At 38.0% G+C, this 13,469-nt stretch carries 12 protein-coding genes; 2 read left to right on the top strand and 10 right to left on the bottom strand.

Annotated features, from left to right (window positions below; translation table 11 throughout):
* Positions 1-411 carry a response regulator gene (locus tag J8L85_RS09490; protein WP_211016758.1) on the top strand — a complete coding sequence of 137 codons (411 nt, stop codon included), beginning with the start codon at positions 1-3 and terminating at the stop codon, positions 409-411.
* A gap of 109 nt (positions 412-520) precedes the next feature.
* Here the strand turns inward: J8L85_RS09490 and J8L85_RS09485 are convergent, their stop codons facing one another.
* The 10 genes from J8L85_RS09485 to J8L85_RS09440 all read right to left on the bottom strand — a co-directional run bounded on the left by J8L85_RS09485 (position 521) and on the right by J8L85_RS09440 (position 11,897).
* Positions 521-1,231: a LytTR family DNA-binding domain-containing protein gene (locus J8L85_RS09485; protein WP_211016757.1), complete on the bottom strand. Its 711-nt coding sequence runs from the start codon at positions 1,229-1,231 to the stop codon at positions 521-523.
* Positions 1,232-1,552 (bottom strand): Hpt domain-containing protein, encoded by a 321-nt coding sequence (locus tag J8L85_RS09480; protein ID WP_211016756.1) that lies wholly within the window; start codon positions 1,550-1,552, stop codon positions 1,232-1,234.
* On the bottom strand, positions 1,549-2,613 hold the full coding sequence (locus tag J8L85_RS09475; protein WP_211016755.1) for a HAMP domain-containing sensor histidine kinase: 1,065 nt from the start codon (positions 2,611-2,613) through the stop codon (positions 1,549-1,551). The genes J8L85_RS09480 and J8L85_RS09475 overlap by 4 nt, the downstream gene beginning before the upstream one ends.
* Positions 2,613-3,746: an FIST N-terminal domain-containing protein gene (locus J8L85_RS09470; RefSeq protein WP_211016753.1), complete on the bottom strand. Its 1,134-nt coding sequence runs from the start codon at positions 3,744-3,746 to the stop codon at positions 2,613-2,615. The genes J8L85_RS09475 and J8L85_RS09470 overlap by 1 nt, the downstream gene beginning before the upstream one ends.
* Positions 3,747-3,764: 18 nt before the next feature.
* Positions 3,765-6,122, bottom strand: a complete 2,358-nt coding sequence (locus J8L85_RS09465; protein ID WP_211016751.1) for a PAS domain S-box protein — start codon at positions 6,120-6,122, stop codon at positions 3,765-3,767.
* Entirely contained in the window at positions 6,115-6,657 is a 543-nt protein-coding gene (locus J8L85_RS09460) for a heme NO-binding domain-containing protein (protein ID WP_211016750.1), read from the bottom strand. The genes J8L85_RS09465 and J8L85_RS09460 overlap by 8 nt, the downstream gene beginning before the upstream one ends.
* A gap of 77 nt (positions 6,658-6,734) precedes the next feature.
* Complete coding sequence (locus J8L85_RS09455; protein WP_211016749.1) at positions 6,735-7,136, bottom strand: response regulator; 402 nt, start codon at positions 7,134-7,136, stop codon at positions 6,735-6,737.
* A 177-nt stretch (positions 7,137-7,313) separates the two neighbouring features.
* On the bottom strand, positions 7,314-9,548 hold the full coding sequence (locus J8L85_RS09450) for a c-type cytochrome (RefSeq protein ID WP_211016748.1): 2,235 nt from the start codon (positions 9,546-9,548) through the stop codon (positions 7,314-7,316).
* 174 nt (positions 9,549-9,722) lie between these two features.
* Positions 9,723-10,919, bottom strand: a complete 1,197-nt coding sequence (uxuA, locus tag J8L85_RS09445; protein WP_211016747.1) for a mannonate dehydratase — start codon at positions 10,917-10,919, stop codon at positions 9,723-9,725.
* A 159-nt stretch (positions 10,920-11,078) separates the two neighbouring features.
* Complete coding sequence (locus J8L85_RS09440; protein WP_211016746.1) at positions 11,079-11,897, bottom strand: SDR family oxidoreductase; 819 nt, start codon at positions 11,895-11,897, stop codon at positions 11,079-11,081.
* 607 nt (positions 11,898-12,504) lie between these two features.
* Between J8L85_RS09440 and J8L85_RS09435 the strand changes: the two genes are divergently transcribed.
* On the top strand, positions 12,505-13,464 hold the full coding sequence (locus J8L85_RS09435) for a hydrogenase (RefSeq protein WP_046287861.1): 960 nt from the start codon (positions 12,505-12,507) through the stop codon (positions 13,462-13,464).
* Positions 13,465-13,469: the final 5 nt, after the last annotated feature.

Raw genomic sequence — 13,469 nt, 5'->3', positions numbered from 1 at the left:
ATGGATAAAAAATCTAACGTATTATTGGTTGACGATGACGAACTGTACCTTTATCTTATGGAAAAAACGATAAAGGAAATGACGCAGGACATTGAAGTCAATTCCTTTACTGACGGGGAACAAGCTGTAGAATTTGTAAGTAAATGTACCAAAGAAAAAAAAACGCTCCCCAAAGTAATTTTTCTGGACATTAATATGCCTTTTTTAGATGGTTGGGGTTTTCTGGCAGAGTTCAAAAAACTAAAATCAAAAATAGAACAACAGATAAATATTTATATAGTCAGTTCTTCGGTAAGGGAAAGTGATATAAAAAAAGCGGCAGAGTACGAGGAATTAACCGACTACATGATAAAACCTATAGATAGAAAAAAATTAGCCGGCATATTTACCAAAGCTTATAATGTAACGTAACAATACATCATTTTTTTATATAACCGTTAAAATAATCACTGTTAACAAACGATGCTTTGGTCATATTTTAAAATCTTTACAAACGCTCGCTTTTTTATTGATCTTATGATCATAAAAGGTTTAACCTTCTCATAAGTTCTGGCCTATTAGATCTACTGATAGGAATTACATTTTTCTCTATCAATACACTATTATCTTCTATATCTATTATTTTAGTGAAGTTTATGATAAATGATCTGTGTATTTGAAGAAACAGTTTTTCGGGCAATTTTTCTTTTATCTTTTTTAGGGTCGTATGTACGCGATATTCCTCTTTCTCCGTTTTTACCCCAATGTAATCGCCCTTTGCCTCTATCACCAATATCTCATTAAACTTTAGTTTTATCAATCGCCGATCTATATTTATGTAGAGGTCTCCCTCTAAATCGGTTTCTTGACTCTCACTACCGTTTACTTTTGGTTTTTGTACTATGGCATTTTTTACCTTCTGAAAACTTTTTTCAAAACGCTCTTGCGTTACCGGCTTTACCAAATAATCTACAATACACTCATACTCATAGGCTTCAATGGCAAAATCGGTGTCTGAGGTGGTCAAAACTATTTTGGGCGGATTCTTTAAGGTCTGTACAAAATCTACTCCCGTAAAACCGGGCATATGAATGTCCAAATAGACCACATCAACACTCCGCTGGTTTAAAAATTTGATCGCATCGATAGCATTGTCAAATTCCTCTATAACATCCAAATCTTGAACGGTACCACATAATTTGGTGATTATGGCCCTGGCCATTGCTTCGTCGTCTATAACAATACAGTTCATTTATATGTTTTTAATATACCCCGCAATGGTGTCCAATATCATTTTAAATTTGGCATCCGCAGTTATTTGCCCCTCTAAAAGCTCCTTTTCATATGTAACGGCAAGTCTATAAGCTTCTTCCATTCCCAAGATATTGAATTTATGCTTTAATTTATGAACGATTGCCGCAGTTTCTTTTGTCCTTTTATTCTCTACATGATCTATGTATGTTTCCCTTTCCTTAGGAAACTCTTCTTTTAAAATAGTGATGAACTGCTGCCTAAAAGCAACGTCGTCACCTGCTAGATCATCCACATATTTAAGGTTGGGTTGTTCTATCATAATTCTTTTTTTAACGTGATATAAAAAATAGTTCCTATGCCTTCTTCCGATTTTAAACGTATACAGCCATCATACAGGTCTACTATTTTTTTTACCAGAGCAAGTCCTATTCCTGTTCCGTTACCTTCATTTTCCAACTTCTTGAACATTTCAAAAATACTTTCTTGATATTGTTCTGGAATGCCCTTACCGTTATCGGAAACTATAAATTTCCAATAAAGATCATCTGGTTCGTATCCTATCTCTATCAACCCCTGCTCCTTTTTTTCTGTGGCAGATATGGCATTGGTAAGTAAATTCATGAACAATTGCTCTAAACGGGCTCTCTCAAAAACCATTTTAGGAAGATTGTCGGCTAGTACAATTTTAACATTGTCGGGCACATATATTGTTCGTACTATCTCTTTTAGAGCATCCTTTAGTTCAAAACCAACTCTTTGCTCTTCGGTTTTGCCTAGAGTCGCATGATTCAGTATTCCAGAAATTAATTTATCCATTTTCTCCAGGTTTTTAGAAACCAAAGAGCAATTTTCTTTACTTGAATCTGAAAACTTGTCTTTTTCGTCCTCCATAATCCAGCTCATCAGGGCATTTATATTTCTGATAGGGGATTTTAGGTCATGTGAAACCATTTGTGCGTAACTGTTCAAGGCTTGGTTCTGTTCTTCCAAACTTTTTAAGAACCTATCTTTTTCCTCGTTCATTTGTGCAACCTGAAAAGCCAAATTACTTATATAATCCGCTAGATGTTCGGCATTGAACTCATCAATCATATTTTGTCCGAAAGGTTGTTCTTCCTTCAGATTATCCGTCAAACTACCAATCGCATTTTCTAGTGAAGTTAAAATGTTTTTTTGTCTGGCGAATTCACTTTCCAATTGTTTATTGGCTTCATAAAGCTCATCAGAGCTTATAGAGGTTGCCCTATGTAGCATAGCCAGTTTCTCGTCATAATTTTCATATGATTTTTCCACCGCTTTTAAAAAAGCTTCGATTTCCGGTAAAGACTGTACGTCTGCCGAAAGGTATTTTTTTAATTGTCTTCTTAACAATGAATGCATTATTCGCTAAATAAAGTTAAAGTCATTGTCTGGTTATGCAGTTTACAGGCATTTTTCTCCGTAAACGGGGCCATTTCCCCATACGAATAAAACCCTCCTATAAACGTGTTCTCCCCTACCACAGATCTCACCTCTTCTATTTCTTCTTCCGTTCTTTGGTCCATTACCAGTTTTCGGCCAATACAACTTACCAAAAGTGCAAATTCGGGTTCGTTATTTCTACGTTCCATGGCCAACTGGGCCGCTTGGTATGCCCCATTGGCAATATCATCTACCGATGACATCATTAGCTGAACCTTTGCCCCTTCCGGTACATCACCTGCCAAGATCATGGCATTTTCTTTATCGTCTATGTTCAATATAGTACGGACTATTGGTTCGGCACTATCCGAAGTTTTTACGCTCAACGGGTATAGTAAGGCAGACTTTGGCAGTTCACAGGCCTTTTCTCCCAGATAATTTTTATATAGGTCCAAAGCCGGTTTACCGTCCAATTCGTATAAAATATTGTCCTGTGATTTGGTAATGATCCTTTCTGGGCCAAAAGGTGTCCAACCACCATAGTTGGCACTCGTTACCTCTAAACTTTTTCCATAAAACCCAATGGCCACAATTTCACCTTCTTTCGGATTTTCATTATAGGAAACCAGTGTTCTTTCAAAACGATCATCATCTCCACATAATCCCCCCGAAAGACCAATACTTGTTTTTTTATTTTTTTCCAAACCGTTTATAAGCGCACTGCCATTCACGGTACTCCCCTCCGAAATAACAAAAAGATGTCTTAGGTTTTCTTCCGGAAACTCTTTTATTAAACTTTCTCCGAGCAAACAATCATCGTGATCATAATCTCCCACATTTTTCCTTTTTATCAGAAATTCACTCCTTTCAAACTCTATAGCATTTATTATGGTAGTTCCCTCCATAACCATTTCGTCTATGATCTCACCCGAAGTGGTACCAAATACAATATGTCCGGTAGGAAACAATTCTCGTACCTCTTCATAGATCGTTGGGCTTTCTAGGGCATATCTATTTCCAAAGACCAACACCAACGGATTATTAAGTTCCGTTACACTACCTATAAATACAAAAGGCTTATCTGTTTTTTTAATTGCCTGGACTACTCTCATTTGTCGCTTTTTGATTGCTCAATTTTTTTTGATCGTAAAATGGAACTCGGTTCCCGCACCTTCTTCGCTATCTACCCATACACGGCCCCCATAACGGTCTATAATTTTTTTGACTATAGAAAGTCCGATACCTGTTGATCTCTCATTTTCTCCTATAGATTGAAATATATCGAATATCTTTTGGTGGTATTTTTTTGGAATACCTACCCCGTTGTCCTTGATCGTGAAATGCCAAAAATTCACTTCTTCTTCCCATAATACCTCTACCAACCCCTTGTCTTTTTCTATATGCACGACCGCATTACCTATGATATTTTGAAAAAGCTGGTGCATTTTGGTCCTATCCGCTACAATCGTGGGCAATTCTCTTGGAACGGATAACTGAACATGATCGGGTATATAGATAACCTCTTCTATCTCTGTCACCACACTGTTCAGGTCTACATTGGCATTGTCGAGCTCGGCACTGTTCGCCGTAGAATATTCCAATATGCCATGTATCAGTTTATCCATAGAAGCTACTTTTTCTTGCATGAGCTCTAGGTTTTGCTTGCCACCTTCGTCAAGCACATCTTTATAATCATCGCTCAACCAAGTAGCTAGGGCACTGATACTTCGTAAAGGCGACTTTAAATCATGAGAAACAATATGGGCGTATTCTTGTAAACCTTGGTTACTAAGTTCCAATTCCCCAAGTAATTTCTCTTTTTGCAACTCTAAGTTTTTTTGGTTCGTTATGTCCAAATGTATTCCTATGGACCCAATTACCGCACCAGACTCATTATAACGCGGTGCCCCGCTCAAAAGCCAATGTCTTATATCTCCTTTTTTGGTAATGACCTCTACCTCATACGAATCGGATTCTCCGTTCAATCTCTTTTTATTCTTTTCCCTTATTATTTCATCATTTTTAATGCTGATAACGTCACATGCCCTTTTACCTAAAAGTTCATGTTCTTCATAACCGCACATATGACAAAAACTCTGATTGACCATTTGTATAATGTCTTCATTGTCCACTTCAACAAGGCCAAGGTTCATATTGGCTATAATACTGCTATACTTCTCTCTTTGAACCTCAAGGTTCTTCTTATGCTTTTTACTGATGGTAACATCATTATAAGCCCATAAGTGCCCTTTATAGATGCCTTCGCTGTATATTGGTATATAATCCCTTTCCAGTACCCTACCATCGGCCATTTCAAGTTCATCCGACAACACCGCCTTTTTATCGCGCAAAATTTGTTCTATTCGCTCTACAAACGCTTCTGGTTCTTTAAAATGAAATTTATTCTGGTCCGCAAATCGGCTATAATCCATACCCTTTAATTGCTCGGGTGTTGTGGGCACTAAAAATATATTACAAAACCTTTGATTGGTCAATGCTACTGTACGGTCCTCATCTTCCAGCAGAACACCTGTATGTAAATTAGAAATCAATGTTGACAACCTGTTTTCTGAATCTTTGAGCTTTCTTTCGGCTTCGTGTTCTTTTGATATATCCTCTATAATTGCCAATTGATAATCTAGCGAATCCTTGTCATCGGCAATGACATTCAACATCATTTTAGCTAAAATTGGACTACCGTTCTTTCTTATGATTTTGTTGATCGAGGTAAATTTGTTCAACTTACCGGCATACATTTGCTTAATGTGGTAATTAAATTCATCAGGGTCATCGGGCCGTGAAATTTTCTCAATGGAAAGATCTTTAAGTTCATTTTCCGAATAACCCAACATTTTCACAAAGGCATTATTGGCCTTAACGATATATCCATTAGACGATAGAACAATACCCAAAGGTGAGTTTTCTATAATAAGGTTAAGTTGCTTTTTTTGATCGGAGAGTAATTTTTTTACTTCCATCTCTTGGGTTATATCCCTTATAACACCTTGTGCACCTATCGGATTTCTTTGTTTATCATAGATAAGACTGGCATTTATCTGTACCCATTTTACGATATTTTGATTGATGTTGATCTTGGCACGGTAGTTTTTTAGAATACCTACCTTCATCATAGAGTTCACAGACTCTCTGGTATAATCCGTAAAATCGGAATGTATGAATCTTGAAAGGTTTACGCGTTGTTCGGTATGATCCACCTGCAGAAATTCTTTTGCGGATGAATTCATGTTTATTATATCAAAATTAAGATCCATGACTACATAAGGATCAATGATATTTATGAATACACCGTCCAATTCTGAAGTCTTTTCATTTAAAAGGTTTTCCAGCCTATTATTGGCCTCCCTTAAATGAAGGGTAACATCATATAGCTCATTTGATTTCTCCTCTAATATTCTTTCTGCTTGTTGACGGGCTTTTTTTTGTCTTTCAAGCGCCTTTTTTAAGAGGATCACTTCTTTACTATCCATACTGAACGATATCAAATTTTACCTCGGTGCCATCTTCCTTCAATAGTTCGTATGTAATTTCCGCCTTGCCGTTAAAGTGTTCGAAAGTCTTTTCTATTAGACCGTGTGCCAATCGGTAAAGTCCCCTAGAGGAAGTATAGACCATGGAAAGGGAAGTATCTGTCTTTTCCAGTATTTTAAATGTGGGCAATTCTGCATCTGGATATAACTTTTTCACATGTACATGTATGTGGTCTTCAATAGAATATAAAAGCCCTAAGGGCGTTTTATAATTCTGTATCACCTCTGGATGCGATTTACTTAGACCCGAAAAAAGATAAAGCCCAAAGGCATAGATCAAGTCTCCAGGTGCAAGCCCTACCTCTTCACTTAATTGGGTAATGAGGCTTACCATTTCATTAAAATCATACGAAGCAATAGATGTATAGATTCCCTGAGAAGGTAAATTCGACTTTTCGATGATATTGTCAACAGTCTCTAAACCAAATTTGGCCTCGACCATTTCTAAAAATTCTGTAAATACTATTCCTTTCATACTTTTTTCAATAACATACTAAAAGTAAGAAAAGTAATACAGAAATTTCGTTTTTTGTTGTGAATCACTATTTTATGTTAGGCTTTGACCAGTTCATTTACATCCCAATAAGCCAAAACCTTTTTAATTTTAGATTCGTAATCCTCATATTTTAAAGGCTTTATAATGTATCCAGCTATTCCGGCTTTGTAACATTCCAGTAAATCTGCCCTATTTTCAGAAGTTGTAAGAATAATAGTAGGCAGGTATTTAAATGCTTCGTCTGTCTTGAGAATCGAAAGAAATTCTATCCCGCTCATTCGTGGCATATTCAGGTCCAGTAAAATAATGTCGGGCAACCTACTATCCGATTTTAAATATTCCAATGCTTCTTCCCCATTCTTTGCTTTGGTAATCTTATGCTTTACCTCCAATTTAGAAACGGTTCTTTCCAATTTCATAATTTCTATACTATCATCTTCAATAAGCAATATGTTCATAAGAAGCGTTTTTAAATTTAAGGAACAAAAGTCTTATAAAGTTAAGACAATAAAAGTTAGCTGTAGACGAATAACGCAAAAGTGTCGATAGACGGTAAACCACTTTCGGTAAACAAAACGTCTTCTGTACATCTTCTATGCCCATTTATAACCAATGGCCATAATACAATTAGGCCCCTAATGGGTGAGCTCTATCAATTCTGCTTCGGTAAACTCTTTACCGGATGAAGATTTTATGTCTCTCAGTTCTTTTATACGATCTGTACCCAATGTTTTTGGCCGATCAGAAAAAGCATTGGTCACATATGATATGATATCCGCAATGTCCTTATCAGAAATAGTTTCGTTTCTTATTAGCCCCGGCATGGCCAAATTAATATTATATTCTTCTCCGTTAACATGTACGGGTCCGTCTAGACCATGTAATATAATAAGTGCCAAACGCTCTGTATTTTTTACATGTTCAGAATTCATCAACGGGGGAGCGAGCCCTTCGATACCTTGGCCGTTTGCCCCGTGGCAAGAAGCACAAATCTGGAAAAACATTTTGGCGCCACTGGTGCGTCTGTCCTCACCCAAAAACTTTCTGGTGTAGATAGCGTTCATTTTCCCTTTTCTTCTATCAAAAGTACTTCTGACCAATCCGTTCACAAACTGCGTATGCTTCAATGTATCCATGATGGCCTTATTTTCTGAAATTCTGGTTTCAACACCTCCCAGACCACTGATAACAGATTCTATAACCGTACTATTGTCTTCCCTTCTTTTTAATATTCGCATCATAAATGGTATAAACTCTTGCTCTTCCAATTTTATCCAACTTCCTATAACACTCCCTAAATAAAGATCTATTTCAAGATTGTTTCTTTGCAATAAGGCATCGAACGTCGACAGTGCCTTTTCTTTGTTTTTTTCTGACACAAAAGGCTTCGAAAGAACTATGGCATGGGCTACAACTTCAGAATTGGTATCTTTCATCAAATCCGTTAAAAAGTCAAACGTAAGTGCACCCCAACCTTCCAATACGTACAAGGCATGTATCTGTGCCAAGGGGTTCTTAGAATTTAGGGCCATTTCTTTAACGACATTCATCTGATCCCTTAGTTCTTTAAATACCAAATAGTGTTGCGCACGGTCACGTACCCATCCATTTTTATCCGATAAGAGAGAAACCAGTTCCAACCCGTTCAAGGTATCAAAATCAGGAACGGCATTCCCTTTCATACCTTCTTGTTTCACCTTAAGAATTCTTCCAAAATCTATAATGGTATCTAAACGCTCTTGCTCGGTCTTTACCTTTAAATAGGGGCTCATATAGGCATGGTGACCGATCATGCCCCGATGCATATCTACAATGAACATACTACCATCGGGGCCATTTTTTAAATATACCGGGCGAAAACCTTCATCTGTAGAAGCCAAAAATTCCTTTCCCTGCCATGCGTGCTTCGCAATGGTAGAGTCTCCTGTAAAGGTCAAAAGGGTACGTTTGATCAGATTGGCCTCGGGCAAACATATAAACACATTTTGATCATAGCCAGAGGAAAAGCTACCTCCTCTATAAACCAAGGGGCCACAGGCGGCTGTTGCTGCCACCAAAATACTATCGGCGTTCAATACCCCTTTGGCATACCCCCGATTTACAGAAGTCGCATGTAAAGGATAAACACGTTGATCTGGTGTCAACAACTTATCTACACTTCTCTTTGGGGTAAAATACTTGTTATCTATCAAGGTATTGGGCAATACATAATCACCTAGCAACACCCTAGAATTATCGTTGTAGTACAACCTTCCAAAATTATCATGCGATATACCCCATTGTCCCCTAAAAGTAGTGGGCTCTTTTTGCCAAACACCATTTTTTCTTCTATATCTAAAATTAGATTTAGCATTGTAGATCCAATTATCTATATTCAATTCTAAACCATTGGGCTGATGTTCTGGATTACCATCCACTGCGTACAAAGAGTCTACCAAAACACGCTTTTGGGGCTTGTCGTCCTCTATTTCCACAAACCATAGGTTTGGTGGCTCGGCATACAGCAAACCTCCGTAAACATGGGCCAAGGCTCTTGGCATAACAAGACTATCCAGAAATATCTTTGTGTGATCGGCAACGCCATCATGATCCAAATCTTCTAGAATACGAATACTACCGAGCGGTAAGTCTTCCTCTGAACCTTGAATATCGCTCATATAACCTGGCATTTGAGCCACCCAAACCCTACCTTTTCCATCAAAGTCGATAGCTACGGGAGCTTTTAAAAGTGGTTCGGCAGCAATAACCTCAAGTTCAAAACCATCTTCTATCTTATAAGGTTTCAATGAAACCTCGGTCTCTTTGTAAGAAGTTTGACATGAAAACAACATAGAAATTATTACGAAGGTCAAAATGAACTTTAAGCGCATATAGCAATAACAATTTTATATAATAAAGGAAACTAACAAATAAAGGAGAAAAGTTTGTTCATATTCAAAAAAACAAACAAAAATAGGTCTAAAAGCCTCTCATAAACGGTCTTTATGTTCCATTTGAATTTTCTTTAGCAAGAAAATTCAAATGGAACAATCAATATAAATGATCTATATATTTAAACCTTGCCTGACCCCCATTTCCAATCCGGAAATCTGTGCCAAGCCCATGGCTCTACCAATTAAAGAGTACCCTGAATAAAATTCGTTTTGACGTTTCTTATCATCCAATAATACATGGCCGTGGTCTGGTCTCATGGGTATGCGGACGATTCCGTTTCCACTTTCGTATCTTTTATGCTGTTGCTCAACAATAGCCTTCATTACTTTATCCATGGGCACAGATCCCGAAAGATGTTCCGCTTCATAAAAACTTCCATCTTCCGATCGGGCAACATTTCTTAAATGTATAAAGTGGATCTTATCTCCAAAATCCTCGATTATCTTTACCAAATCGTTACTGGCAGAGGCCCCTAAAGACCCTGAGCAGAACGTTAGCCCATTACTGGGTGACGGACAACACTCCAACAAAAACTTAATTTCCTCATAGTTTGAAACTATTCTTGGAACCCCAAAGACCGAAAAAGGAGGGTCGTCCGGATGAACGGCCATTCGCACCCCTATTTTTTCCGCTTCGGGTATTATAGCGTTCAAGAAATATGACAAATTTTCTTGAAGTTGTTCTTTGCTGATCTTTAAAACAGTCGCATGATTGGCTTTGAAATCTTCTAATGCTATCAATTTTCTAGAACCGGGCATACCGGCTAAAATAGCTTGCTCCAATTTCTTTTTTTGCGCGTCGGTAAGGCCTTCAAAATAAGATTTTGCTTCTGTATATTCTTGTTCCGTATAGGACTCTTTCGCATTTTGGCGCTTTAGAATAAACAAATCGAAGGCCGCCGCCGAGATAGGGCTGTACCGCAGGGCAGACGCCCCTGTAGGCAATATAAAATCTAAATCTGTACGGGTCCAATCTATTAGCTGCATAAAATTATAGCACACATTATAAATACCGTTTTCCGCAAGATTCTTTAAAGTCTGTATATAATTGGCAATGTAACGGTCTCTTTCCGGAAGCCCATATTTGATAGCTGTATGAATATTAACACTCTCTACTACAGACCATTCCATATCATAAGCCTCAATCTTTGATTTAAGTGCGGCGATCGTCTCCGAGGGCCAAACTTCCCCAAGAGGAACTTCTTGGCACGCGGCCACTATTCCCTCTACCCCCAATTGCTTTATGTCAGAAAGGGCAACCCCAAATTCTGGACCAAACCATCGAAAGGTTTTCTTTAAGTAATCCATGTATTATACTATCAAATAATTAATTTCAAAAATAGATTTTCAATATTTTCTCAAGAAATAAAAGTTTTCTTTATAAAAAAAAGAAATACCCTTATATTTCTTCTTGCCATTGACATAACAAAATGTATGAATGTAATGCTTCTTGTAATATCTAATTATCTATACACCTGAGAACGAACTGAATCCCCCATCAACATCAAAAACACTGCCGGTAACAAAACTGGCGGCATCGCTCAACAGATAATGAACCATACCATTGAGTTCCGATGCATCTCCAAAACGTCCCATGGGCGTATTTTTTATAATGCTATTGCCCCTTTCGGTATACGAACCATCTTCATTTGTTAATAATCGTTTATTCTGGTTTCCTATAAAAAATCCGGGAGCTATGGCATTTACCCTAATTTTATCACCGTGCTTAGAGGCGAGTTCATTGGCCATCCACTTGGTAAAAATATCTATAGCCCCTTTTGCCATTGAATATCCCAAGACCCTAGAAATACTTTGTTTGGCAGCCATTGAAGAAATATTGATTATTGAACCATAACCTTGTGCCACCATAATTTCACTCAATATTATTGTTGGCATTACGGTACCGAATAAGTTTATGTCCACCACCTTTCGTGTATCCGCCAAGGCAATATCCCTAATGGTCTGATCCGGTTTTAAAGTTGCTCCGGGTATATTGCCTCCTGCAAGATTTACAAGCCCATCTAAATGCGTAAACTCTTTCTTTATTTCTTCTCGTAAGGCCACTAATGCTTGTTCATCCATGACATCGACCTTAAAAATGAAGGTGCTATCGGCAACAATGTTATTTAGTTCGGTTTGTTTCTTTTCCAGTTTATCCATGGATCTACCCAACAATAATACTTTTGCACCATTCTGCACCAAGTATTCTGCTATTGAACCACCTAAGGTTCCAGTACCTCCCGACAAGGCATAATTTTTATTTTTTAAAGACAGTAATTCGTTCATGTATTTCTTTTTTCCCTTGTTTCTTGGTTATATTCTACTTTAATTCAGCTGTTCGACAGCTCTCGACAAAATAGCGCTAGGTCTCCTTCGAATTATTTATAGTAGCTGGTTTCACCAGTTGCCACTAAACTAATTTTTTAATTTATTCTACATCAAATCATAAAAAAACACCCACATTCTAAATGTGCCATGCCAAGTTAAGGGTTTTATTAAAATACGTTTATACAATTAAACTCGATATCACAATTTGATAGTTAATTGAAATATGGGCGAACATTACATTGTAAATCTTCAAAACCAAAGTATCTTTTAAAGATTAGATACGCTTCATCTCGCCCTAAGACAAAGTTCACTCCAATAGAATGTAATAAACTGACAATAAGAAGCATACACAACAGCATCCCTGCAGAGCGATTCTTAAATAAGTATTGCCATAACGATTTATATCTGCCCCATTAACTTTTCTTTCAATCCCATTTAGCAGCAACAAAACAACATTTCATTTTATCTAGAATAATTCCAAATTAATGCGAATAATTTATTTTTTTTGCTAAATAAGTGTCATATTTATACTTTAATGCTTCCAAACCAAATATCTCATAAGAATATGGCAAATGTATTATGGTTGCAAGGAGGCGCATGCAGTGGCAACACGATGTCCTTTTTGAATGCCGAGGAACCCACGGTGGTGGAGCTCATCACCGACTTCGGCCTCAACATTTTATGGCACCCCACAACTGGTTTACAGATTGGGGACCAAGTTCAAGACCTATTAAAGGATATTCTCGCCGGTAAGGTGCAGATGGACATCCTTGTTTACGAAGGTTCATTGATCCAAGGCCCGAACAACACGGGTACAATGAACTATTTCGCCGACCGTCCGATGATGGACTGGATCAAAGAACTCTCTGAAGTTGCAGGTTATGTCGTCGCTATCGGCGATTGCGCAACATGGGGAGGTATACCTGCGGTTCCTCCGAACCCCAGTGAGTCTACCGGATTGCAATTCCATAAGAAAAACAAAGGTGGTTTCCTAGGGGCCGACTATGTATCAAAAGGAGGCTTACCGGTAATTAATATTCCCGGTTGTCCGGCCCACCCCGATTGGATCACACAAATTCTTGTGGCCATCGCCGTAGGAAGGATCGGTGATGTTCAAATCGACGATTACCATAGGCCAAAGACCTTCTTTACCGATTTTGTACAAACGGGTTGTACCAATGTGGTCAACTTTGCACAAAAAGTAGATGGTGGCTTTGGTAGGCGTGGCGGATGCCTATTCTATGAGGTTGGTTGTAGAGGACCAATGACCAGGGCGAGCTGTAACAACATTTTGTGGAACAGACAGTCTAGTAAGACAAGGGCCAATCATCCTTGCCTTGGTTGTACCGAACCCGGTTTCCCACACCACGACCTCAAAAAGGGAAGCGTTATGAAAACCATGAAATATATGGGCACGTTTCCAAAAGAGGTTCCTGAAGGAAGAACTAAACTAGCCTATTATATGGAGGCAGGTTTCCAAAAGATCATGCCTTCGAACAAGAGAGTACAGGAAACTTCAAAATAACCGAA

The organism is Maribacter sp. MMG018 (assembly GCF_018100785.1).
In the GTDB taxonomy this organism is placed as follows: Bacteria; Bacteroidota; Bacteroidia; order Flavobacteriales; family Flavobacteriaceae; genus Maribacter.
Note: the sequence above shows the minus strand (reverse complement) of the source record. Positions and strands in the feature narration are given on the sequence as shown.

Excerpts from the sequence above, each read along its gene's own strand:
- J8L85_RS09460 (WP_211016750.1), bottom strand. The coding sequence starts at position 6,657 with ATGAAAGGAATAGTATTTACAGAATTTTTAGAAATGGTCGAGGCCAAA.
- J8L85_RS09450 (WP_211016748.1), bottom strand. The coding sequence starts at position 9,548 with ATGCGCTTAAAGTTCATTTTGACCTTCGTAATAATTTCTATGTTGTTT.
- uxuA (WP_211016747.1), bottom strand. The coding sequence starts at position 10,919 with ATGGATTACTTAAAGAAAACCTTTCGATGGTTTGGTCCAGAATTTGGG.
- J8L85_RS09485 (WP_211016757.1), bottom strand. The coding sequence starts at position 1,231 with ATGAACTGTATTGTTATAGACGACGAAGCAATGGCCAGGGCCATAATC.
- J8L85_RS09475 (WP_211016755.1), bottom strand. The coding sequence starts at position 2,613 with ATGCATTCATTGTTAAGAAGACAATTAAAAAAATACCTTTCGGCAGAC.
- J8L85_RS09440 (WP_211016746.1), bottom strand. The coding sequence starts at position 11,897 with ATGAACGAATTACTGTCTTTAAAAAATAAAAATTATGCCTTGTCGGGA.
- J8L85_RS09480 (WP_211016756.1), bottom strand. The coding sequence starts at position 1,552 with ATGATAGAACAACCCAACCTTAAATATGTGGATGATCTAGCAGGTGAC.
- J8L85_RS09455 (WP_211016749.1), bottom strand. The coding sequence starts at position 7,136 with ATGAACATATTGCTTATTGAAGATGATAGTATAGAAATTATGAAATTG.
- J8L85_RS09470 (WP_211016753.1), bottom strand. The coding sequence starts at position 3,746 with ATGAGAGTAGTCCAGGCAATTAAAAAAACAGATAAGCCTTTTGTATTT.
- J8L85_RS09465 (WP_211016751.1), bottom strand. The coding sequence starts at position 6,122 with ATGGATAGTAAAGAAGTGATCCTCTTAAAAAAGGCGCTTGAAAGACAA.
- J8L85_RS09490 (WP_211016758.1), top strand. The coding sequence starts at position 1 with ATGGATAAAAAATCTAACGTATTATTGGTTGACGATGACGAACTGTAC.
- J8L85_RS09435 (WP_046287861.1), top strand. The coding sequence starts at position 12,505 with ATGGCAAATGTATTATGGTTGCAAGGAGGCGCATGCAGTGGCAACACG.